The sequence below is a fragment of the Streptomyces sp. NPDC045956 genome, from assembly GCF_056430705.1.
The window spans coordinates 582,888-604,758 of sequence record NZ_JBWKKZ010000003.1 but is presented as its reverse complement, the minus strand read 5'-3'; the positions used below and the strand labels follow the sequence as shown (position 1 = coordinate 604,758).

18 protein-coding genes and 1 pseudogene are annotated in these 21,871 nt (G+C 73.6%); 11 read left to right on the top strand and 8 right to left on the bottom strand.

From position 1 onward, the window contains the following. Positions 1-22: 22 nt before the first annotated feature. From tal to AC07FV_RS11610, 6 genes are read left to right on the top strand one after another with little or no spacing between them, the layout of a single operon-like run. Positions 23-1,168, top strand: a complete 1,146-nt coding sequence (gene tal, locus AC07FV_RS11635; RefSeq protein WP_479086511.1) for a transaldolase — start codon at positions 23-25, stop codon at positions 1,166-1,168. Next, positions 1,165-2,943, top strand: coding sequence for a glucose-6-phosphate dehydrogenase (gene zwf, locus AC07FV_RS11630; RefSeq protein ID WP_479086509.1), 1,779 nt, complete (start codon positions 1,165-1,167; stop codon positions 2,941-2,943). The genes tal and zwf overlap by 4 nt, the downstream gene beginning before the upstream one ends. Then, positions 2,940-3,875: a glucose-6-phosphate dehydrogenase assembly protein OpcA gene (gene opcA, locus AC07FV_RS11625; protein WP_356610911.1), complete on the top strand. Its 936-nt coding sequence runs from the start codon at positions 2,940-2,942 to the stop codon at positions 3,873-3,875. The genes zwf and opcA overlap by 4 nt, the downstream gene beginning before the upstream one ends. Continuing rightward, positions 3,868-5,520: a glucose-6-phosphate isomerase gene (gene pgi, locus AC07FV_RS11620; RefSeq protein WP_479086507.1), complete on the top strand. Its 1,653-nt coding sequence runs from the start codon at positions 3,868-3,870 to the stop codon at positions 5,518-5,520. Before opcA ends, pgi begins: the two co-directional genes overlap by 8 nt. Position 5,521: 1 nt before the next feature. Continuing rightward, positions 5,522-6,403, top strand: a complete 882-nt coding sequence (gene gnd / locus AC07FV_RS11615) for a phosphogluconate dehydrogenase (NAD(+)-dependent, decarboxylating) (protein WP_479086505.1) — start codon at positions 5,522-5,524, stop codon at positions 6,401-6,403. A 56-nt stretch (positions 6,404-6,459) separates the two neighbouring features. After that, entirely contained in the window at positions 6,460-7,920 is a 1,461-nt protein-coding gene (locus tag AC07FV_RS11610; RefSeq protein WP_479086503.1) for a membrane-associated oxidoreductase, read from the top strand. Here AC07FV_RS11610 and AC07FV_RS11605 read toward each other — a convergent pair. Together AC07FV_RS11605 and AC07FV_RS11600 are read right to left on the bottom strand one after the other, a co-directional pair. Beyond that, positions 7,907-9,748, bottom strand: coding sequence for a TIM barrel protein (locus AC07FV_RS11605; RefSeq protein ID WP_479086501.1), 1,842 nt, complete (start codon positions 9,746-9,748; stop codon positions 7,907-7,909). The two genes, AC07FV_RS11610 and AC07FV_RS11605, sit on opposite strands and share 14 nt — an antisense overlap. Positions 9,749-9,774: 26 nt before the next feature. Continuing rightward, on the bottom strand, positions 9,775-10,653 hold the full coding sequence (locus AC07FV_RS11600; RefSeq protein ID WP_479086499.1) for a shikimate dehydrogenase: 879 nt from the start codon (positions 10,651-10,653) through the stop codon (positions 9,775-9,777). A 157-nt stretch (positions 10,654-10,810) separates the two neighbouring features. Between AC07FV_RS11600 and AC07FV_RS11595 the strand changes: the two genes are divergently transcribed. The 3 genes from AC07FV_RS11595 to AC07FV_RS11585 all read left to right on the top strand — a co-directional run bounded on the left by AC07FV_RS11595 (position 10,811) and on the right by AC07FV_RS11585 (position 14,477). Then, positions 10,811-11,476 carry a TetR/AcrR family transcriptional regulator gene (locus tag AC07FV_RS11595; RefSeq protein WP_391972445.1) on the top strand — a complete coding sequence of 222 codons (666 nt, stop codon included), beginning with the start codon at positions 10,811-10,813 and terminating at the stop codon, positions 11,474-11,476. A gap of 163 nt (positions 11,477-11,639) precedes the next feature. Next, complete coding sequence (locus tag AC07FV_RS11590; protein WP_479086497.1) at positions 11,640-12,998, top strand: MFS transporter; 1,359 nt, start codon at positions 11,640-11,642, stop codon at positions 12,996-12,998. A gap of 249 nt (positions 12,999-13,247) precedes the next feature. Continuing rightward, on the top strand, positions 13,248-14,477 hold the full coding sequence (locus AC07FV_RS11585) for a serine hydrolase domain-containing protein (protein WP_479086495.1): 1,230 nt from the start codon (positions 13,248-13,250) through the stop codon (positions 14,475-14,477). 31 nt (positions 14,478-14,508) lie between these two features. Here the strand turns inward: AC07FV_RS11585 and ribA are convergent, their stop codons facing one another. Continuing rightward, positions 14,509-15,168 (bottom strand): GTP cyclohydrolase II, encoded by a 660-nt coding sequence (ribA, locus tag AC07FV_RS11580; protein WP_479086493.1) that lies wholly within the window; start codon positions 15,166-15,168, stop codon positions 14,509-14,511. 65 nt (positions 15,169-15,233) lie between these two features. Between ribA and AC07FV_RS11575 the strand changes: the two are divergent. Continuing rightward, a pseudogene (locus AC07FV_RS11575) lies at positions 15,234-15,869 on the top strand (creatininase family protein); the annotation flags it as partial. On the opposite strand, the gene AC07FV_RS11570 reads toward AC07FV_RS11575, so the two are convergent. From AC07FV_RS11570 to AC07FV_RS11550, 5 genes are all read right to left on the bottom strand, one after another. Then, positions 15,842-17,092 carry a lysylphosphatidylglycerol synthase transmembrane domain-containing protein gene (locus AC07FV_RS11570; protein WP_479086491.1) on the bottom strand — a complete coding sequence of 417 codons (1,251 nt, stop codon included), beginning with the start codon at positions 17,090-17,092 and terminating at the stop codon, positions 15,842-15,844. The pseudogene AC07FV_RS11575 and the gene AC07FV_RS11570 sit on opposite strands and share 28 nt — an antisense overlap. Further along, positions 17,089-18,159, bottom strand: coding sequence for a trans-aconitate methyltransferase (locus AC07FV_RS11565; protein ID WP_479086489.1), 1,071 nt, complete (start codon positions 18,157-18,159; stop codon positions 17,089-17,091). The genes AC07FV_RS11570 and AC07FV_RS11565 overlap by 4 nt, the downstream gene beginning before the upstream one ends. After that, on the bottom strand, positions 18,156-19,364 hold the full coding sequence (locus tag AC07FV_RS11560) for a glycosyltransferase family 4 protein (RefSeq protein WP_479086487.1): 1,209 nt from the start codon (positions 19,362-19,364) through the stop codon (positions 18,156-18,158). The genes AC07FV_RS11565 and AC07FV_RS11560 overlap by 4 nt, the downstream gene beginning before the upstream one ends. Continuing rightward, complete coding sequence (locus AC07FV_RS11555) at positions 19,361-19,759, bottom strand: 6-pyruvoyl trahydropterin synthase family protein (RefSeq protein WP_479086485.1); 399 nt, start codon at positions 19,757-19,759, stop codon at positions 19,361-19,363. Before AC07FV_RS11555 ends, AC07FV_RS11560 begins: the two co-directional genes overlap by 4 nt. A 137-nt stretch (positions 19,760-19,896) precedes the next feature. Beyond that, on the bottom strand, positions 19,897-20,883 hold the full coding sequence (locus AC07FV_RS11550; protein ID WP_479086483.1) for a zinc-dependent alcohol dehydrogenase: 987 nt from the start codon (positions 20,881-20,883) through the stop codon (positions 19,897-19,899). 109 nt (positions 20,884-20,992) lie between these two features. Here AC07FV_RS11550 and AC07FV_RS11545 point away from each other — a divergent pair, with 109 nt between their 5' ends. Beyond that, entirely contained in the window at positions 20,993-21,754 is a 762-nt protein-coding gene (locus AC07FV_RS11545) for a CDP-alcohol phosphatidyltransferase family protein (protein ID WP_479086481.1), read from the top strand. Positions 21,755-21,871: the final 117 nt, after the last annotated feature.

Here is a 21,871-nt window from a genome sequence, read left to right as displayed (position 1 = left end):
CGAGGAACCGCAGAAAGAGAAGATGATCACTGTGACCGAAGCAACCGCGACCGCGGGAGCACTGCGACGCCTGTCCGAGGCGGGCGTCTCCGTATGGCTGGACGACCTGTCGCGGCGGCGGATCGAGTCCGGCAACCTCGCCGAGCTGATCGCGACGAGGAACGTCGTCGGCGTCACCACCAACCCCTCGATCTTCCAGGCCGCGATCGGCTCCGGGGAGGGCTACGAGGAGCAGCTCGCCGACCTCGCGACCCGGGGCGTGACCGTCGACGAGGCGGTCCGCATGATGACCACCGCCGACGTCCGCGCCGCCGCCGACGTGCTGCGCGAGGTGTACGACGCCACCGGCGGCCGGGACGGCCGGGTCTCCATCGAGGTCGACCCGCGGCTCGCCCACGACACGCGGGCCACGATCGCCGAGGCCCGCCAGCTGGCGTGGCTGGTGGACCGCCCCAACGTGATGATCAAGATCCCGGCGACGAAGGCCGGTCTCCCGGCGATCACCGAGGTCATCGGCGCCGGCATCAGCGTCAACGTCACGCTGATCTTCTCCCTGGAGCGCTACCGCGAGGTCATGGACGCCTACCTCGCCGGCCTGGAGAAGGCGCGGGCGGCCGGGCTCGACCTGGCGGACATCCACTCCGTCGCCTCCTTCTTCGTCTCCCGCGTCGACAGCGAGATCGACAAGCGGCTGTCCCTGCTGGGCACGGACGAGGCCCTCGCCCTGCGCGGCAGGGCGGCCCTGGCCAACGCACGGCTGGCCTACGAGGCGTACGAGGGTGTCGTCGCCGGCGACCGCTTCGCCGCCCTCGCCGGCGCCGGCGCCCACCCCCAGCGCCCCCTGTGGGCGTCGACCGGGGTGAAGGACCCGGCATTCCGGGACACCCTGTACGTGGAGGAGCTGGTCGCTCCCGGCACCGTGAACACGATGCCGGAGGCCACCCTGGCCGCCGCCGCGGATCACGGCGACGTCCGGGGCGACACGGTCACCGGTGGTTACGCCCAGGCCCGGGCGGACCTGGAGGCCGTGGAGCGGCTCGGCATCGCGTACGACGAGGTGGTGCAGCAGCTGGAGCAGGAAGGCGTGGCCAAGTTCGAGGCGGCCTGGCAGGACCTGCTCGACGCCGTGACGAAGTCCCTCGACAGCAAGGGAGTTGACGGGGAATGAGCGAGGACCTTCCCGCTACGACGGTCCACGAGACCAAGGCGACGAAGGAGGCCAAGGAGGCCGAGGCCGCGCAGGAGGCCGCGGGGCCGCTGCACGCCGAGGAGGCCGAACGGGCCGCGGCCGCCGGGGCACCGAAGGCGGCCAGGAAGGGCAGGCCCGCCCGGGCCGCCAAGAAGGCCGGGACGGCCCGCGCCGCCAGGGACGCGAAGAAGGAGAGCGCGGCCGGGCGGAGCACGGCGCCCGCCGCACCGCTCGACTGGAGCAACCCGCTGCGCGATCCCCAGGACCGCCGCCTCCCCCGTATCGCCGGCCCGTCCGGGCTGGTCATCTTCGGCGTCACCGGCGACCTGTCGCGGCGCAAGCTGATGCCGGCCGTGTACGACCTGGCCAACCGCGGCCTGCTGCCGCCGGGCTTCTCCCTGGTCGGCTTCGCGCGTCGGGACTGGGAGGACCAGGACTTCGCGCAGGTCGTGCACGACGCCGTCAAGGAGCACGCGCGCACGCCGTTCCGCGAGGAGGTCTGGCAGCAGCTGGCCGAGGGCATGCGCTTCATCCCGGGCGACTTCGACGACGACGACGCGTTCGAACAGCTGCGCGATGCCGTGGAGGAGCTGGACGCCTCCCGCGGGACCAGCGGCAACTACGCCTTCTACCTCTCGGTGCCGCCGAAGTTCTTCCCCAAGGTCGTCCAGCAGCTCAAGAAGCACGGGCTGACCGACGCCCCCGAGGGTTCCTGGCGCCGCGCGGTCATCGAGAAGCCCTTCGGGCACGACCTGGACAGCGCCCGCGACCTGAACGCCCTGGTGCACGAGGTGTTCGACCCGGAGCAGGTGTTCCGGATCGACCACTACCTGGGCAAGGAGACCGTCCAGAACATCCTGGCGCTGCGCTTCGCCAACCAGATGTACGAGCCGATCTGGAACCGGTCCTACGTGGACCACGTGCAGATCACCATGGCCGAGGACATCGGCATCGGCGGCCGGGCCGGCTACTACGACGGCATCGGCGCCGCCCGCGACGTCATCCAGAACCACCTGCTCCAGCTGATGGCCCTCACCGCCATGGAGGAGCCCGCCTCCTTCGACGCCCCCTCGCTGCTCACCGAGAAGCTGAAGGTGCTGAAGGCCGTGCGGCTGCCGGACGACCTCGGCGAGCACACCGTGCGCGGGCAGTACGCGGGCGGCTGGCAGGGCGGCGCGCAGGTGCCCGGCTACCTGGAGGAGGAGGGCATCGACCCGGCCTCCACGACCGACACCTACGCCGCGATCAAGCTGGGCATCGACAACCGCCGCTGGGCGGGCGTCCCCTTCTACCTGCGCACCGGCAAGCGGCTGGGCCGCCGGGTCACCGAGATCGCGGTGGTCTTCCAGCGGGCCCCGCACTCCCCCTTCGACTCCACCGCCACGGAGGAGCTGGGCGAGAACGCCATCGTCATCCGCGTCCAGCCGGACGAGGGCATGACGGTGCGGTTCGGCTCCAAGGTGCCCGGCACCTCGATGGAGATCCGGGACGTGTCGATGGACTTCGCGTACGGCGAGTCGTTCACGGAGTCCAGCCCGGAGGCGTACGAACGGCTGATCCTGGACGTCCTCCTGGGCGACGCCAACCTCTTCCCCCGCCACCAGGAGGTGGAGGAGTCCTGGCGCATCCTGGACCCGATCGAGGAGTACTGGGCCACGCACGAGCGGCCCGCACAGTACGCCTCCGGCGGCTGGGGACCGCGGGAAGCCGACGAGATGCTCGCACGAGACGGACGGAGCTGGCGCAGGCCATGAGGATCGACCTGACCGACACCACGGCAAGCAAGATCAACAAGGCGCTGGTGCAGGGCCGCCGGGCCATCGGCACGCCGGCCGTGGGCATGGTCCTGACGATGGTGATCGTCACGGACGAGGAGAACGCCTACGACGCCATCAAGGCGGCCGAGGAGGCCTCGCACGAGCACCCCTCGCGCACCCTGGTCGTCATCAAGCGGCACGCCCGCAACCTGCGCGACCGCACCCGCTCGCACCTGGACGCCGAGGTCCGGGTGGGCTCCGAGGCCGGCACCGGCGAGACGGTGGTGCTGCGCATGTACGGCGAGGTGTCCGAGCACGCCGACTCGGTCGTGCTGCCGCTGCTGCTGCCGGACGCCCCGGTCGTCGTGTGGTGGCCGGTGGAGGCACCGGACGACCCCGCGAAGGACCCGCTGGGGGCGCTGGCCCAGCGCCGGATCACCGACCTCTACGCGGTCGAGCGGCCGATGGAGGTCCTGGAGCGCCGGGTCCGCACCTACGCGCCCGGTGACACCGACCTCGCCTGGACCCGGCTGACGCTGTGGCGCTCCATGCTGGCCGCCGCGCTCGACCAGGCCCGGGTACCGGTGACCTCGGCGACCGTGGAGGCCGAGGCCGACAACCCGGCGGCCGAGCTGCTGGCCCGCTGGCTGGAGGCCCGGCTGGACGTACGGGTCGACCGGGTGGTCACCGACGGTCCGGTCGTCACGGCCGTCCGCCTGGGCACCGCGAACGGCGAGATCCTCATCGACCGGCCGGAGGGCCCGCTCGCCACGATGACCCTGCCCGACCAGCCCCCGCGGTCCCTCGCGCTGAAGGTCCGCTCCACCTCCGAACTCATCGCCGAGGAGCTCAGGCGCCTCGACGCCGACGAGATGTACGCCATCGCCCTGCGCGGCGCGGCCGGCAAGGAGACCCCTGTCCATGTCTGACACCCCGAAGCTCGACCGGCGCCCCGAGTGGACCGCGCTGGCGGACCACCGCAAGGACGCGCTGCCGCGGCCGGACCTGCGCGAGCTGTTCGCCGACGACCCCGGACGCGCCGAGCGGTACGTCGTGCGCGTCGGCGACCTGCGCATCGACTACTCCAAGAACCTGGTCACCGACGACACGCTGGCCCTGCTGCGGGAACTCGCCGAGGCGACGGGCGTGGCCGAGCTGCGGGACGCCATGTTCCGCGGTGAGCGGATCAACATCACCGAGGACCGGGCGGTGCTGCACACCGCGCTGCGGGCGCCCCGGGACGCGGTGATCGAGGTCGACGGCGAGAACGTCGTGCCGAAGGTGCACGCCGTGCTGGACAGGATGGCCGCCTTCGCGGACCGGGTCCGCTCCGGCGAGTGGACCGGCCACACCGGCAAGCGCATCCGCAACGTCGTCAACATCGGCATCGGCGGCTCGGACCTCGGCCCGGCGATGGCGTACGAGGCGCTGCGGGCCTTCACCGACCGCTCGCTCACCTTCCGGTTCGTGTCCAACGTGGACGGCGCCGACCTGCACGAGGCGGTCCGGGACCTGGACCCGGCCGAGACGCTGTTCATCGTGGCGTCCAAGACCTTCACCACGATCGAGACGATCACGAACGCGACCTCGGCGCGCTCCTGGCTGCTGGCGGGGCTGGACGGCGACGACAAGGCGGTCGCCCGGCACTTCGTGGCCCTGTCGACCAACGAGGAGAAGGTCGCCGACTTCGGCATCGACACGGCCAACATGTTCGAGTTCTGGGACTGGGTCGGCGGCCGCTACTCGTACGACTCGGCGATCGGGCTCTCCCTCATGATCGCCATCGGTCCGGACCGCTTCCGGGAGATGCTCGACGGCTTCCGCATCGTCGACGAGCACTTCCGCAACGCCGAGGCACCGGACAACGCGCCGCTGATCCTGGGTCTGCTGGGCGTCTGGTACGGCAACTTCATGGACGCCCAGTCGCACGCGGTGCTGCCGTACAGCCACTACCTGTCGAAGTTCACCGCCTACCTCCAGCAGCTGGACATGGAGTCCAACGGCAAGTCGGTGGACCGCGAGGGACGCCCCGTCGAGTGGCAGACCGGCCCGGTGGTGTGGGGCACGCCCGGCACCAACGGCCAGCACGCCTACTACCAGCTGATCCACCAGGGCACCAAGCTCATCCCGGCCGACCTGATCGGCTTCGCCCGGCCCGTGGCCGAGCTGAGCGACGAGCTGAAGGCCCAGCACGACCTGCTGATGGCCAACCTGTTCGCCCAGGGGCAGGCGCTGGCCTTCGGCAAGACCGCCGAGGAGGTCCGCGCCGAGGGGGTGTCCGAGGAGCAGGTGCCGCACCGCACCTTCCGGGGCAACCACCCCACGACCACGATCCTGGCCGCCGAGCTGACCCCGTCCGTCCTCGGCCAGCTGATCGCGCTGTACGAGCACAAGGTGTTCGTGCAGGGCGCCGTCTGGAACATCGACTCCTTCGACCAGTGGGGCGTCGAACTGGGCAAGGTGCTGGCCAAGCGCGTCGAGCCGGCCCTCACCGAGGGCGCGGACGTGCCCGGCCTCGACCCCTCCACGGCCGCGCTGGTGGCCGCCTACCGTGAACTGAAGGAAGGGCACTGACATGCAGATCGGTCTTGTTGGTCTCGGCAAGATGGGCGGCAACATGCGCGAGCGCCTGCGCAACGCCGGCCACACCGTCGTCGGGTACGACACCAATCCGGAGAAGGCCGACGTCACCAGCCTGGTCGACCTGGTCGAGCAGTTGGAGCGGCCGCGCGCGGTCTGGGTGATGGTGCCGGCCGGCGCCGCCACCCAGGGCGTCATCGACCAGCTGGCGAACCTGCTCCGGCACGGCGACACCGTCATCGACGGCGGCAACTCCCGCTGGACGGACGACGAGAAGCACGCCGAGGAGCTGGCCAAGCGCGGCATCAACTTCGTCGACGCCGGCGTCTCGGGCGGTGTGTGGGGCCTGAAGAACGGCTACGCCCTGATGGTCGGCGGTGAGAAGGAGGTCGTCGACGACCTCAAGCCGATCTTCGACGCGCTCAAGCCCGACGGCCCCTACGGGTACGTCCACGCCGGCAAGGTCGGCGCGGGCCACTTCTCCAAGATGGTCCACAACGGCATCGAGTACGCCATGATGCAGGCCTACGCCGAGGGCTGGGAGCTGCTGGAGAAGGTCGACTCCGTGGACAACGTCCGCGAGGTCTTCCGCTCCTGGCAGGAGGGCACGGTCATCCGCTCCTGGCTGCTGGACCTGGCCGTCAACGCCCTCGACGAGGACCACCACCTGGAGGGGCTGCGCGGCTACGCGGAGGACTCCGGCGAGGGACGCTGGACGGTGGAGGCCGCGATCGACAACGCGGTGCCGCTCCCGGCCATCACCGCCTCGCTCTTCGCGCGGTTCGCGTCCCGGCAGGACGACTCGCCGCAGATGAAGATGATCGCCGCGCTGCGCAACCAGTTCGGCGGGCACGCCGTGGAGGCCGCCAAGAAGTAGGCCGCCCGGAAAGCGCGTTGACGTGATCGGCCGGTTCGGGTCAGAGTCCCTCCCTGATGGAGATCAACGACCTGACACCGGCCGAGGCGCGCGTCTGGCGGGCGTTCGCCACCGGCACCCACGTGGACTTCCGCACGGCGGACGACGAGGACCCGGCGGGCGGCGGCTCCTGGGGGCCGGAGCGGACCGTGCGCGCGGGCGTGCTGAGGGCGCTGCTCCTGGACGGTCCCCGGCAGGAGGGCGAGGTGGCCGCCCTCAGCCTGGCCGGGGCGCGCGTCACCGGTGCCCTGGAACTCCAGTACGCGACGGTCGAGCACCCCGTGCGGCTGCGCCACTGCCACTTCGACGAGACGCCCCGGCTGTACGCGGCGCGGCTGCGCGAGGTGAACCTGAGCGAGTCGGCGATGCCCGGTCTGACCGCCCACGCGGTCCGGGTGGAGGGCGTGCTGCGCCTGACCCGCGCCCGGTTCTCCGGGACGGTGCGGCTCGGCGGCGCGGAGGTCACCGGCAGCCTGTACCTGGAGAGCGCGGACGTCCACGCGCCGGACACCGAGGGGCCAGTGCTCCAGCTGAACCAGGCGGTGCTGGGGGCCGACCTGTGGGCGCCGGGACTGCGCGCCCGGGGCGAGGTGCGGCTGACCGGCGCTCGGGTGGCCGGGACGGTCAACCTCGCCGACGCGGTCCTCCACCGGCCCGACGGCACCGCCCTGCACGCCGAGACGCTCGCCGCCGAGGCCGACGTGCTGCTGCGGCAGGCCGAGGTCCGGGGCCGGCTGGAGTTCCGGGGCGCTCGGATACCCGGCCGGCTGGACCTGTCGATGGCGCGCCTGTCGCATCCCGGGGGGACCGCGCTGCGCGCGAGCAGTACCGTGATCGGCGAGCTGTGGCTGCGCCAGTGCCCGAAGGTGGAGGGCACCCTCAACCTGCGCCGCGCCCAGGTGGACGTGCTGTTCGTGGAGCCGGAGGCGGTACCGGACTGGGTGCAGCTGAACGACCTCGTCTACACCTCGCTCATCCCGCACGAGCCCGCCGAACGGCGGCTGCCCATGCTGGAGCTGGGCGAGAGCTACCTGCCCTTCACCTACGAGCAGCTGACCGCCGCGTACCGCCGGATCGGCGACGACGACGCGGCCCGGCGGGTGCAGCTGGCCAAGCAGCGGCGGCGCCGGCGCACACTGCCCTGGTACGGCCGCCTGTGGGGACATCTCCAGGACGTGACCGTCGGGTACGGCTTCCGGCCGCTGCGGGCGGGCGGCTGGCTGCTGTCGCTGCTCGCGGTCGGCTCGGTGGCGTACGGGCTGGACCATCCGGCGCCGCTGAAGCCGGCCGAGGCACCCGACTTCGACCCGGTCTTCTACACACTGGACCTGCTGCTGCCGGTGATCTCCTTCGGCCAGGAGAGCGCGTTCGCCCCCGAGGGCGGGCACCAGACGCTGGCGTACCTCCTGATCATCACGGGCTGGATCCTGGCCACGACGGTGATCACCGGTCTGACCCGCACCGTCAGCCGCCAGTGAAGCCGCGCACCGCGTGCTGCGCGGCCAGCCGGACCGGCGCGCCCGCCGCCCCGTAGCCGCGGTAGCCGCCGTCCCGCTGGACGAGTTCGAAGAAGACCCGTCCGACGGTGTGCGTGTAGCAGTGCCGGAAAGTGCCGTGCGCGTCGCGGTCGTAGAGGATGCCCAGTTCCCGGTAGGTCTCCAGCTCGCCGTCGGCGAACTCGAAGCGGGCAGCGAGATCGTCGTGGTAGTTCGCCGGGATCGGCAGCAGCTGCCCTCCGGCGGCGCGGAAGCGGCGGGCGGCGGCGACCACGTCGTCGGTGGCCAGGGCGATGTGCTGGGCGTGCGCCGTGTCGTCGGTGGGGGCCGCGCCGACGGTCAGCACGATGCGGACGGCGCCGTCGTCGGTGGTGACGGCGCGGGAGCGCAGCAGTCCGTAGGGGTCGGCGACGTCCACGCTCTCCTGCGGGCGCAGCCCGAGCACGCCGCGGTGGAACAGGGTCGCCTCGTCGAACTGGTGCCAGGGCTGGGCGAGGGAGAGGTGGTCGACGCGCCAGTCCGCGCCCTGCCCGGCGTTCTCGGCGTTCTCGGCGGTGTCCTCGAAGTCGGACCGCCAGTCGGGCCGGCCGTCGGGCTGCCGGGCGGCCTGCCGGTCGGGCGGTCCGGAGCGCTCGGTGGCGCAGAAGAACAGCTCCGTGCCGTCGGGCGCGGCGACCGCCTCCAGCGGGGCGTCCCCGGGGGCGCGGCGGCGGGGCAGGACCGGAGCCAGCAGGGCCTCGGCGCGGCGGGCGGCCCCGGCGGGGTCGGGCGACTGGAGGCCGACGGCGGCGAGCCGGGTGCCGTCACGGCGTTCGGCCGGCCCGGTGTTGACCAGGACACGGGCCTCGCCCCGCTGCCACAGGTCCACGGGTTTCCCGCGGTGCCGGGCGGTCCGGGCGAAGCCCAGCGCGCCGAGCACGGCCGTGACCGGTGCGGCGTCCGGGGTGACCAGCTCGGCGAAGGCGATCCCCGTGGGCGGGCGGGACGCGGGCGGCGCGGCGAGGCCGACGGTCTCCTGGAGCGTCAGCAGCGAGCGCCGGGCGTCCACGGCCGTGGGGCCGGCCTCGGACTGCCGGAAGACGTCGTTGAAGACCTCCAGGGACAGCGAACCCTCGTATCCGGCGCGCAGGACGTGCCGCACCAGCCCCGCGACGTCGAAGCCGCCCTGGCCCGGGAAGCAGCGGTAGTGGCGGCTCCACTGGAGGACGTCCATCGCGAGCAGCGGGGCGTCGGCGAGCTGGAGGAAGAAGATCTTCTCCCCGGGAATGTCCTCGATGCCCTTCGGGTCGCTGCCGCGCGCGAGGATGTGGAAGCTGTCCAGGCAGGTGCCGAGCGCCGGGTGCCCGGCCGCCTCGACGACACGCCAGGCGTGGTCGTAGGTGCTGATGTGCCGGCCCCAGGCGAGCGCCTCGTAGGCGACGCGGACGCCGTGCTCCTCGGCCAGGCCGGCCAGCCGGCTCAGCTGCTCGGCGGCGAGGGCGTCGTCGTCGAGCGCGTGCGGGGACACGCTGGAGCAGACCAGGACGGTGTCCGCACCGAGCCTGCGCGTCAGCTCGAACTTGTGCCGGGCGCGGCGCAGGGCGCGGGCGAACTCCTCCTCGGGCAGCGCCTCGATGTCCCGCACGGGCTGGTAGAGGTCGATGGTGAGCCCGAGGTCGGCGCAGCGGGCGCGGATCTCCTCGGGGGTGAGCGGGCTGGCCAGCAGGTCGTTCTCGAAGATCTCCACGCCGTCGAAGCCGGCCAGGGAGGCGGCGGTGAGCTTCTCGGTGAGGGACCCGCTGAGGGAGACGGTGGCGATGGACGTCCGCACGTGGCTGCCTCTCTTCTCCTGTTTGCCTACTGCGGGGCCCCGAGGGCGCCCGCCAGGTCGGTGATGTCGGCGAGCATCCGCACCGCGTCGGGTTCCCGCCCGGTGAACAGCCGGAACGCGTCGGCCGCCTGGAAGACGGCCATGCCGCCGCCGTCGAGGGTGGCGCAGCCCAGCGCGCGGGCGGTGCGCAGCAGCTCGGTCTCCAGCGGGCGGTAGACGACCTCGGCGACCCACAGCGCGGGGTGCAGCAGCTCGGCGGGCAGGGGCAGCCCCGGGTGGGCGGCCATGCCGGTGGGGGTGGCGTGCACGATGCCGTCGGCGGTGGTCAGCAGCCCCGGGAGCGCGTCCGGCGCGGCGTGGGCGGCGCGGCCGTCCCCGAAGTGCCGGTCCAGCGAGGCGGCGAGGGCGGCGGCCCGTTCGGGCACCGCGTCGACGACGGTGACCCGTGCCGCGCCCAGGGTGAGCGTGGCGTGGGCGACGGCGGCCCCCGCGCCGCCCGCCCCGAGCTGCACGATCCGCTCCAGCGGCGCGTCGGGCAGTCCCCGGGCGAAGGACGCGGCGAAACCGGTGACGTCGGTGTTGTGGCCGGTGGCCAGGCCGGTGTCGTCGAAGATGACGGTGTTGACCGCGCCGAGCGCCTCCGCCTGGGGGGCGAGGGCGTCCAGGTGCTCGATGACCAGCTGCTTGCAGGGGTGGGTGATGTTCAGACCGTCGAAGCCCAGGTCGCGGGCCGCGCGCAGCAGGTCGCCCACCGCCTCCGGCGGGACACCGAGGGCGTCGATGTCGATCAGCCGGTACAGATAGCGCAGGCCCTGCCGGTCGGCCTCCCGCTCGTGCAGGGCCGGGCTGAGCGAGGGACCGATGCCGGAGCCGATCAGCCCGACGAGATACGAGTCCTTGGACACCGGGGACCTCCTGAGCGGCTCGGATCTCCACCCGAGCGCAATGTACGAACCAGTACGTTAGTCATAGCAGGAGGGCGGGGCGTCTGGGAAGCGGGAGGCTTCTACAATCACCGGCACACCCCACCCGCACCTGTCGCCCCGCAGCCGAAGGATCCCGATGACCAGCGTCGACGAACCGGCACGATCCGGCGCGCGCACCCGCGACGCCGCCCGCACCCAGGCCGAGATCCTCGACGTGGCCACGCGGGAGTTCGCCCGGGCCGGCTACGACGGCGCCCGCGTGGACGAGATCGCCGCCCGCACCCGCACCACGAAGCGGATGATCTACTACTACTTCGGCGGCAAGGAACAGCTCTTCACGGCCGTGCTGGAGCGCGCGTACAGCGTGATCCGGGAGGCCGAGCAGCGGCTCGACGTCGAGCACCTGGACCCGGTGGCGGCCATCCGGCGCCTCGCGGAGGTCACCTTCGACCACCACGAGCGGCATCCCGACTTCATCCGCCTGGTCAGCATCGAGAACATCCACGACGCCGAGCACATCGCCTCCTCGGAGATGCTCGCCAGCATCGGCTCCCCGGCGCTCGACGTGATCCGCCGCATCCTGGAGGAGGGGCGGCGCTCCGGCCTGTTCACGGCCGACGTGGACGCCGTCGACCTGCACGCCATGATCAGCTCCTTCTGCTTCTTCCGGGTCGCCAACCGGCACACCTTCGGCGCCCTGTTCGGCCGCGACCTGGTGGACCCGGCGCAGCGCGAGCACTACCGGGCCATGCTGGGCGACATGGTGATCGCCTACCTCACGGCGGAGCGCGCCGCGCACTGACCGGGCGGGACCGCGGGACGGCGGCACCCCTTGACAGGCGGGAAACGTGCGCGCAACATCCCTTCCCAACCGCGACTAACTACCCAGTGGGTTAATTAGCCGATCGGCACTTCTCCCCTCCGCTCACTCCGCCCGTCGTGGAGTCCCCCGAAGGAGCAACGCCGTGTCCGTCCCCGCCCCCGCGTCCCAGGGCGCCGCCCCGCCCGGCCAGCCGAAGAAGGCCGCGACCGCCGCCTGGATCGGCAGCGCCCTGGAGTACTACGACTTCTTCATCTACGGCAGTGCCGCCGCGCTGATCTTCCCCGAGATCTTCTTCGACGAGTCCGACCCGGCCACCGCGACCCTGCTGTCGCTGGCCACCTTCGGGGTCGCCTACGCGGCCCGCCCGGTCGGCGCGTTCTTCCTCGGTCACGTCGGCGACCGCCTGGGCCGCAAGAAGATCATGGTGTTCACGCTGATCCTGATGGGCGTCTCGACGTTCCTCATCGGCTGTCTGCCCACCCGCGACCAGGTCGGCACCCTGGCTCCGGTCCTGCTGGTGGTCTGCCGCGTGCTGCAGGGCATATCGGCGGCGGGCGAACAGGCCAGCGCCAACTCGATGACCCTGGAGCACGCGCCACCGCGCCGCCGGGGCTTCTTCACCAGCTTCACCCTCAGCGGCACCCAGGGCGGGCAGCTGCTCGCCACCCTGGTGTTCCTCCCCGTGGCCGCGCTCCCCGAGGAGCAGTTGCTGTCCTGGGGCTGGCGCGTGCCGTTCTGGCTGAGCGTCCTGGTGGCCGTCGTCGGCTTCGTCATCCGCCGCAAGCTCGACGAGACGCCGGCCTTCGCCCAGCAGGCCGCCACGGAGGGGGTCGAGAAGATGCCGCTGGTGGTGCTGGCACGCGACCACTGGGCGGACGTGCTGCGGGTGGTCGGGGGCGCGCTCATCGCCTCGGTCAGCACCATCTTCACGGTCTGGGCGCTGGCGTACGCCACCAGCGACTCGGTCGGCATGTCCCGTACCGCCATGCTGTGGGTGGGTGCCCTCGCCAACGTCGTCGCGCTCGCCGCGATCCCGCTGTGGGCGACGCTGTCCGACCGGATCGGCAGGCGCCCGGTGTTCCTGGTCGGCGCGGTCGGCAGCGCGGGCACGATGTTCCTGTACCTGTGGGCGATCTCGTCCGGGTCCTACCCGCTGACGTTCCTGACCGGCATCCTCGCCTTCGGCGTCGTCTACAGCGCGGCGAACGGCGTGTGGCCCGCGTTCTACGGCGAGATGTTCTCCACCCGGGTCCGGCTCTCCGGGGTGGCGATCGGCACGCAGATCGGCTTCGCGGTGGCCGGCTTCGCGGTGACCTTCGCCGCGCAGATCGCGGGGCCGGACGGTGACGACTGGCTCGCGGTGGCCCTGTTCACGGCGGCGCTGTGCGTCCCGCCGGTGATCGCCGCGCTCTCGGCCCGCGAGACGCACACGGTGCCGACGGAGGAGCTGGGCGAGCGCGCCCGACGGGATCCGGCCCGGCCGGAGACGGTGACGGCCTGACCCGGCCGCACTCCGGCCACCGCCCACCGCCCACCGCCCACCGCCCACCGCCCACCGCCCACCGGCCGGGGGGATACGGGCCACCCGGGCACGGCGGCGAGGCCTCGCGGTCGTGCCCCGTGCCGTCGGGGCGTCCCGGCGCGTGCCGATCGCACCGTGCCCCGGCGAAACAGCCGGTCCGAGGTCTGAAGGCGCCCGGGCGGGGTAGGCCGCACGCACCTCGACGTACGACCAAGGAGGGCGATGGGGATGGCACCGCTGCGGCAGGAGGTCGATCCCGGCGCGGCCGGGCTGGACACCGGGGCGCTGGACCGGCTCGACGGGCACTTCGCCCGGGAGGTCGACGAGGGGCGGCTGCCCGGGTTCCTGGTGGCCCTCGCCCGCGGCGGACGCGTGGCCCATCTGACCGTGCACGGCCGGCGTGACCTCGCGGCCGGGCTGCCCGTGACCGCCGACACCCTGTGGCGGATCTACTCCATGACCAAGCCGGTGACGTCCGTGGCCGCGCTGATGCTGGTGGAGGAGGGCCGGCTGACGCTCGACGACCCGGTGGCCCGGTACCTTCCGTCCTTCGCCGAGCCCCGCGTGTACGTGGAGGGGACCGCGGACGAGGTGGTCACCCGGCCGGCCGCCGGACCGGTCCTGGTCCGGCATCTGATGACCCACACCGCCGGGCTGACCTTCGGCTTCTACCACTCCCACCCGGTCGACGCGCTGTACCGCGCGGCGGGTCTGGAGTCGTCGGTGCGGCCGGGCGCGGACCTGGCCGGGACCGTCGACCTGTACGCGAGTCTGCCGCTGCAGTTCGAGCCGGGCACCCAGTGGAACTACTCGGTGGCCAGCAACGTGCTGGGGCGGCTCGTGGAGGTGGTGTCGGGGCAGCCGCTCGACGTGTTCCTCGCCGAACGGGTCCTCGGACCGCTCGGCATGACGGACACCGGCTTCCACGTCACCGACGAGCAGGCCGGCCGGCTGGCCGAGCTGTACGGGGAGACGGACGGCGGCGGCATCGCCCCGGTCCCCGGGCTACCGGTGCGGGGCAGGCCGCGGTTCCTGTCGGGCAGCGGCGGCCTGGTCTCCTCCGCGCACGACGTGCACCGCTTCACGGAACTGCTGCGGCGCCGGGGCGAACTCGACGGCGTACGCCTGCTCGCCCCCGCCACGGTGGACCTCATGACCCGCAACCACCTGCCCGGCGGCGCCGACCTGCGCGCCGTCGGGAGCCGCCCCGCGCACGACGAACCGGGCAACGACGGGGTCGGCTTCGGCCTCGGCGTCTCGGTGGTGATCGACCCGAGCCGCACCCAGGAGCCCTCCGGGCTGGGCACGTACGGCTGGAGCGGGGTGGCGACCACCACCTTCTGGGTCGACCCGGGGCGTGATCTGACGGTGCAGTTCATGACGCAGGTGCGGCCCAGGTCCTCGCACACGGTCTTCCGGGACCTCAAGCGGCTCGTCCACGAGGCCGTGACGGACTGACCCGGGCCGGGCCGGTTCCGCCCGGCCCCGTTCAGGACAGGTGCGCCACCGCGTCCAGGTGGGGCAGGACGTGGTCCATGCGCTCCCGCTTGGTGCGCAGGTAGGTGATGTTGCTCTCGCAGGGCGGTATCAGCAGCGGGACCTGCTCGGCGACCTGGATGCCGTGCCGCACCAACGCCTCGCGCTTGCGCGGGTTGTTGGACATCAGCCGCACCGAACGCACCCCGAGGTCCTCCAGGATGCGGGCGGCCACCCCGTAGTCGCGGGCGTCCACCGGCAGCCCCAGGGCGAGGTTCGCCTCCACCGTGTCCAGGCCCTCCGCCTGCAACGCCATCGCGCGCAGCTTGGCGAGCAGTCCGATGCCGCGCCCCTCGTGGCCGCGCAGGTAGACGACGACCCCGCTGCCGGCGGCGGCCACCGCGGCCAGCGCGGAGGCGAGTTGGTCGCCGCACTCGCAGTGCCGGGACCCGAAGGCGTCGCCGGTCAGGCACTCCGAGTGCAGCCGGGTGAGCACGCCCTCCGCCCCCGGATCGCCGTGGACCAGGGCCACTTGCTCGTCCCCGCGCTCGTGGTCGAGATACCCGAACGCCCGGAATTCCCCGTACACGGTGGGCAGCGGAGTCACCACCACCCGTTCCACGTCCGTGCGCTGCGATACATTCTTGCCGAGTACACCAATTTTTTCTGTCATGATTCTCGCGTTCCTCAACAGATGGCTCAACAGTTTTGTCGACCGAGACGAAAGGCCGTGCGGGAATGGATGTTTCACTGGTGCCGGCGGACACGACCGAGGACGTGCGCGGGCGGGGCCGCACAGTGGCCCGGCAGGTCGCGGTCCTGCCGGTCGGGAGCTACGAACAGCACGGGCCGCACCTGCCGCTGGCCACCGACACGCTGATCGCCTGCGCCATCGCCCGGGAGATCGCCGCCGCGTACCCGGTGCACCCGCTCCCGCCGGTGACGATCGGCTGCTCGCACGAGCATGCGGACTGGCCGGGGACCGTCAGCGTCTCCTCGGTGACCCTGCACGCGGTGATACGCGACATAGCGGACTCGCTGCGCCGCTCGGGCGTCGACGCCCTGGTGGTGGTCAACGGGCACGGCGGGAACTACGTCCTCGGCAACGCCGTCCAGGAGTCGTCCGCCCGCGGCGAGCGGATGGCGCTGTTCCCGGCCGCGGAGGACTGGGAGGCGGCGCGGGAGCGGGCGGGTGTGGCCACCTCGCTGCTCACCGACATGCACGCGGGGGAAATCGAGACCTCCATTCTTCTGCACACGCATCCCGAATTGGTCCGGCCTGGTTTCGAGGCCGCCGATTTCGTCGCGGACGACCGGCGTCATCTGCTCTCCCTCGGAATGTCCGCCTATACCGATTCCGGTGTCATCGGGCGTCCTTCACTCGGTTCGGCGGAAAAGGGGAAGGAACTGCTGGCGAGCCTCGCCGATTCCTTCGGGGCGTACTTCTCGATCCTGACCGCGGCGGACGCGCCCGGGCCGGTGGGCGAGCGCGGGTAGGGCCCGCCCTGCTGCGGCTGCGGCTGCGGCTGCGGCTGCGCGCCCGGTACGCGGGCGCGCTCCGGGGCGTTCACCGGAGCCTCGCCCGCGCTGCCGGGGCCGGGGCCGGTGCGCAGCCCCGCGTGCCGGCGGACGACGAGCACGGCGATGCCGGGCAGGGCGGCCACGAAGCTCAGCACCCCGTACACCACGGCCACACCCAGCCCGGTGCCCGCGCCCAGCCCGGCCGCTCCGAACGCCCAGGCGGTGACGCCCTCCCGGGGGCCCCAGCCGGCGACGTTCAGGGGCAGGCCCATGGCAAGCAGGGCCAGCACGGCCAGCGGTGTGAGGACGGCGACGGAGGCACCGCTGCCGGCCACCCGGGCGGCGAGCACGAACAGCGCGAGGTGCCCGGCCAGGACGAGCAGGGACGACACAGCGATCCCCGGGAGCGCGCGCCGGGACAGCAGCGCCGTACGCGCCTCGCCGAGCGTCGCCCGCAGGGCCCGCCCCCGGCGGGTGGGTGCCCGGTTCATGCGGAGGGCGAGGCCGACGGCGAGCGCGCCGAGCAGGGCCGGCCCGAGGAAGGGAGCGAGCTGCCGGGCCTCGTCGCGGACCGGGGACGGCATGACGAGCAGCACCGCGGCCCCGACGCCGATCAACGCGAGCTGTCCGGCGGCCCGTTCGAGGACGACGGCCCGTACGCCCCGCCCGAGGTCGCCGGCGCTCCGCCCGTGCCGTACCGCGCGGTGCACGTCGCCGAGGACGCCGCCGGGCAGCGCGGCGTTGAGGAACAACGCCCGGTAGTAGTCGGCGACGGCGGGGCCGAGGGACAGCCGGATGCCCAGTCCCCGGGCCACCACGGCCCAGCGCCAGGCGCTGAGCACGGTGGTGACCAGTCCGATGCCGAGCGCCGCGGACAGCGCGGTCCCGTCCAACCGGCGCAGCCCGTCCCACAGGACGCCGGTCCCGGTCCGCCACAGCAGTACGGCGAGGAGGGCGACGCCCGCGAGGGTGCCCACGTGGGTGCGCAGACGGGTGGTCGGGCGGGTGCGGGGACGGGTGGCGGGCGCGGGACGGCGGCCGGCGTCCGTCTCCGCCCGGACCGCCGATGCGCTCACGAGGCTCCGCCCGTCGGCCGGCACAGCGCCAGGAGGTCGGTGTGGTGCACGACGACGGACAGCTCCCCGGCGGCGCAGGCGGCCAGACGCTCCGCCAGGTACCCGCCGGCCCGCTCCCCCAGCCGGGGGCGCTGCTCGACGGCCGCGCCCACCCAGCCCCGCAGCCACTGGGCGGTGAGCGCGGACTCGCCGGGCCCCAGACGCCAGTGGCTGGGGTGCGTCCGCACGGTGGCACCGTGCGCCGCGAAGGCTTCCGCCGCCACGGTGACCGCGTCCGGCCCGAGCAGGCCGGTCCGCCGCTGGTGGTCGTTGAAGGCCTCGGTGATCTCGGCGTCCAGCGGGTGGGCGGGGGTCGGTTCGACCCGCCCGGCGACGGAGAGGGTGAGCAGCGCGGGGCAGCCGGCCGCGGCGCAGGCGGCGGCGAGAGCGCCGACCTCCTCGGCGGTGAGCACGTCCAGCAGCGCGGAGGCCGTCACCAGCCCGGCGCCGGCGAGCGCGTCCGGGGTGAGGCGGGCCAGGTCGCCCCGCCGGGTCTCGACCGTGACGCGGCTGCCGTCGGCGGCCGAGCGCGGGGCACCGGCGGCGGCGAAGTGCAGGAGGTAGGGGTCGCGGTCGTGCAGCACCCAGTGCTGGGCACCGTCGAGCAGCGGGGCGAGCCACCGCCCCATCGAGCCGGTGCCGCAGCCCAGGTCGTGCACGACCAGTCCGTTCGCCCGGCCCGGCAGGCCGGCGAGGCGGCTGCGGAGCGGGTCCAGCAGTTCACGCGCCCGCGCGGCGGCGTCGGCGGGTTCGCGGAGCCGCAGCCACTCGGGGGCGAAGCGCGGGGGGTCGTCAGGGTGGGGCGGCTCCTCGCCCGGCCCTCCCGGCCCGTCCGTTTCCCGGAGGCGCAGGGTGGCGCGCCCGTCGGCGGACGGCGCGGCCGTGCCTCGGGCGGCCCGGGCCGCGGGCCGTCCGGAAGGGCCCCCGGCCGGGTCTGCGGGGACGAGGTCCTCCCCGGACACGGTGGCCTCCGGAGGGCCGGGCCGAGCCGGGACCGCCCCCGCGGCCGGTGACGTGGTCCTCCTCATGCCGCCCTCCCGGGGGTGCTCGGCAGCCGGTGCAGGACCGCGGCGAGGCTCCTGGCCGTGGTCGCCCAGCCGTCGAGGGCGGCGCGGCGGCCGCGCGCCGCGGCCTTGAGCCGGCGCCGTACGTCCGCCTCGCCGAACCAGCCGCGCAGTTCGGCGGCGAGTGCGGCGGAGTCCTCCGGCGGCACGAGGATGCCGGGCACGCCGCCGTCGGGCGCGCGCCCCACCGCCTCCGGGACGCCGCCCACGTCCGTGGCGAGTACGGGGATGCCGCGCGCGAGGGCCTCCGTCACCGCCATGCCGTAGGTCTCGGCGTACGAGGTGAGGACCATGAGGTCGGCGGTGGCGTACGTGGCGTCCAGCTCCGCGCCGGACCGCGGTCCTGCGAGTACCAGCCGCTCCTCCAGACCGTGCCGCGCGATCAGCGCCCGCAGCCGGCCGACGTACCGCGGGTCGTGTCCGAGCCCGCCGACGCACACGCAGCTCCACGGCAGGTCGGCGACCGCGGCCAGCGCCTCCACCAGCCGGTGCTGGCCCTTGCGCGGGGTGACGGCGGCGACGCACACCAGCCGGGAGACGCCGTCGGTGCCGGGTGCCAGGGGCGCGATGTCGGCGCCGGGGGCGGCGACATGGACCCGGGCCGGGTCCAGTCCGTGATGGGAGACGAGGCGGCGCACCGCCCAGTCGCTGGTGGCGACGACCGCGGAGACGGCGCGCAGCACCGCCCGTTCGCGGGCGTCGAGTGCCGCGGCGACGGCGGGGGCGAGGCCCGTCTCGTCACCGAGCGGGAGGTGGACCAGGACGGCCATGCGCAGCCGCCGCGCCTCCGGGACGACGATCTCCGGGACACCGCAGGCGACCAGCCCGTCGAGCAGCACCACGGCACCGTCCGGCAACCGGCGCAGGACACGCGCGAGTTCCGTACGGGCGGACTCGTCCGGCCGGGGCCAGGCCCCGTCGACCGGCAGCCCGCGCACGCGCCACCCGAAGCCGGGCAGGTCGAGCCGTATGCGCCGGTCGTAGGCGTTGCCGCCGCTCGGTGCGGCCGGGTCGTCGACTCCGCCGGGCACGACGAAGTGCACGGAGCGCAGGGACATCGGGATGATCCCGCCCTTTCCCGGGGCGGCCGGGGCCTGCGCCGGCACGTAGCCGAGACGGGCGCGCCCCGTCGTCGCGGCGACCACCGGTTCGGTGGACGTGTCGGTCACAGCGCACGCTCGTAACTCGCCCAGGCGACGTGCGACTCGTGCAGCGTCACGCTGAGGCCGGCCAGGCCCTGGGCGCCCTGCCCGAGCGCGCCCTTGTGCACCCGTTCGGCGAGCCGGTCGGCGATGACCTTCGCCAGGAACTCCGTCGAGGTGTTGACGCCGGCGAAGTCCGGTTCGTTGTCGAGGTTGCGGTAGTTGAGCTCGCTGACGACGGCGCCCAGCTCCTGGGTGGCCAGCCCGATGTCGACGACGATGTTGTCGTCGTCCAGCTGCTCGCGCCGGAAGGTGGCGTCCACCAGGAACGTCGCACCGTGCAGGCGCTGCGCCGGCCCGAAGACCTCGCCGCGGAAGCTGTGGGCGACCATGATGTGATCGCGGACGGTGATGCTGAACAACGGACGACCCTCCAGGTGTGGCACGTCTGGTCCCCGCCGGTCGCTGCGCGGGTACCGTCCATTACGGCCCGGTGCCCTCCCCTGTTCAGCGGCCCGTCCCTCTTTCTCAAGGTCAGGCGCCGATGGCCCGGCCCGCCTCAGCCGTCGTCGCCGCCGTACCGGATGCGGTGGCACAGGGCGGGTAGGTCGCCGGCGGCCAACCGGGGCATGACGTCGGGCAGTTCGGCGAAGGCGGACTCACCGGTGACGAGCGCGTCCAGCGCCGGGTCGGCGAGCAGGTCGAGGGCGAGGGCGAGCCGGTCGGCGTAGGAGCGGGTGGCGCCGCGCGCCGGGGAGACGGTGCCGACCTGGCTGCTGCGCAGGGTCAGGCGCCGGGAGTGGAAGGCCTCGCCGAGCGGAAGGGCGACGCGCCGGTCGCCGTACCAGCTCAGTTCGAGGACGGTGCCCTCGGGCCGCAGCAGTTCCAGTGACCGGCTCAGGCCCGCTTCCGTCGCGCTGGCGTGGACGACGAGGTCGAGGCCCCCGCGGGCGTCGGCGGGACGGGCGAAGCCGACACCGAGCGCCTCGGCGACCTCGGCCCGGCCCGGGTCGGCGTCGACCAACTGGACGCGGACGCCCGGGAAACGGGCCAGCAGCGCGGCCACCGAGCAACCGATCATGCCGCCGCCGACGACGGCGATCCGGTCGCCGACCAGGGGCGCCGCGTCCCACAGGGCGTTGACGGCGGTCTCCACGGTGCCGGCGAGCACGGCCCGCCCGGCGGGGACGGCCGCGGGCACCGGGGTGACGGCGGCGGCCGGGACGACGTACCGGGTCTGGTGCGGGTACAGGCAGAAGACGGTGCGGCCGACGAGGTCCCGCGGCCCCTCCTCCACCTCGCCCACATTGAGGTACCCGTACTTCACCGGCCCGGGGAAGTCGCCGTCCTGGAACGGGGCGCGCATCGCCGCGTACTGGTTCTCCGGCACCCGGCCGTCGAAGACGAGCGTCTCCGTGCCCCGGCTGACACCGCTGAAGAGTGTGCGCACGAGGACCTCGTCCGCGCCCCGGACAGGCAGCTCCACGTCGTGGACGGCGCCCCGGCCGGGCGAGTCCAGCCAGAACGCACGTGCGGTGCTGGTCATCGGATGTCCTCCTGAACGATCGGGAAGCCGCCCACGTACCGAGGGATGCACAGGCCGCGCACAAGGTAGCGGCGTTGATCGACTCTGTCACTCGGCCGGAGGGTGTTCGGTGGCCCTGAACGACACGTACGACGCGAGGCCCGCACAGCAGGAGACGGCGGTGGGGGCGGGGGCGCAGGTCCTTCTCCTGGCGCTGCTCGGTACCGCGATCGGCATGGGCACGGCGGGCTGGCTGACCGGCCTCGCCTTCGCGTTCGCGACCTGGGCGGTGCTCTCCCGGGCCCTGCACCGCTCCCGGCTCGCCTCGTTCGGCCCGGCCAACCGGGTGACCCTCGGCCGGGCCACCCTGGTCGGCGGGGTGACGGCCCTGGTCGCCGACTCCTTCAGCGGCGCACCGCCCGTCTCGCTCCTCGTCGGCCTGACCGCCGTGGCCCTGGTCCTGGACGGTGTCGACGGCAAGGTCGCCCGCCGTACGGGCACCTGCTCCCCGCTGGGCGCCCGCTTCGACATGGAGGTCGACGCGTTCCTGATCCTGGTGCTCAGCGTGCACGTCGCGCTGGACCTGGGTCCCTGGGTGCTGCTGATCGGCGGCATGCGGTACGTGTTCGTCGCCGCGGCCCGCGTGTGGCCGTGGCTGACCGCCCCGCTGCCGCCCAGCGCGGCCCGCAAGACGGTGGCCGCGTTGCAGGGCGTGCTGCTGCTGCTCGCGGGCGCCGGCCTGCTGCCGGAACCGGTGAACGCCGGGGTGGTGCTGCTGGCGCTGGGTCTGCTGGTGTGGTCGTTCGGGCGGGACGTGCGGTGGCTGTGGCGGACCTCGCGGGTGCGGGGCGGGCCCCGGGCCGAGGTGCTGCGCGAACTCGTCGCGCGGTGAGGTCCTCCGGCCGTCCGGCGGAGCGGGGGGGGGGGGGGGGGGGGGGGGGGGGGGGGGGGGGGGGGTGGGGGGGGCGACCTTTCCCCTCTCCCCCCCCGCCACACCCCTACCTTCCCT

What these genes read in the sequence shown, in the direction of transcription:
- tal (WP_479086511.1), top strand. Translation starts at nt 23, where the DNA reads ATGATCACTGTGACCGAAGCAACCGCGACCGCGGGAGCACTGCGACGC.
- zwf (WP_479086509.1), top strand. Translation starts at nt 1,165, where the DNA reads ATGAGCGAGGACCTTCCCGCTACGACGGTCCACGAGACCAAGGCGACG.
- opcA (WP_356610911.1), top strand. Translation starts at nt 2,940, where the DNA reads ATGAGGATCGACCTGACCGACACCACGGCAAGCAAGATCAACAAGGCG.
- pgi (WP_479086507.1), top strand. Translation starts at nt 3,868, where the DNA reads ATGTCTGACACCCCGAAGCTCGACCGGCGCCCCGAGTGGACCGCGCTG.
- gnd (WP_479086505.1), top strand. Translation starts at nt 5,522, where the DNA reads ATGCAGATCGGTCTTGTTGGTCTCGGCAAGATGGGCGGCAACATGCGC.
- AC07FV_RS11610 (WP_479086503.1), top strand. Translation starts at nt 6,460, where the DNA reads ATGGAGATCAACGACCTGACACCGGCCGAGGCGCGCGTCTGGCGGGCG.
- AC07FV_RS11595 (WP_391972445.1), top strand. Translation starts at nt 10,811, where the DNA reads ATGACCAGCGTCGACGAACCGGCACGATCCGGCGCGCGCACCCGCGAC.
- AC07FV_RS11585 (WP_479086495.1), top strand. Translation starts at nt 13,248, where the DNA reads ATGGCACCGCTGCGGCAGGAGGTCGATCCCGGCGCGGCCGGGCTGGAC.
- ribA (WP_479086493.1), bottom strand. Translation starts at nt 15,168, where the DNA reads ATGACAGAAAAAATTGGTGTACTCGGCAAGAATGTATCGCAGCGCACG.
- AC07FV_RS11565 (WP_479086489.1), bottom strand. Translation starts at nt 18,159, where the DNA reads ATGAGGAGGACCACGTCACCGGCCGCGGGGGCGGTCCCGGCTCGGCCC.
- AC07FV_RS11550 (WP_479086483.1), bottom strand. Translation starts at nt 20,883, where the DNA reads ATGACCAGCACCGCACGTGCGTTCTGGCTGGACTCGCCCGGCCGGGGC.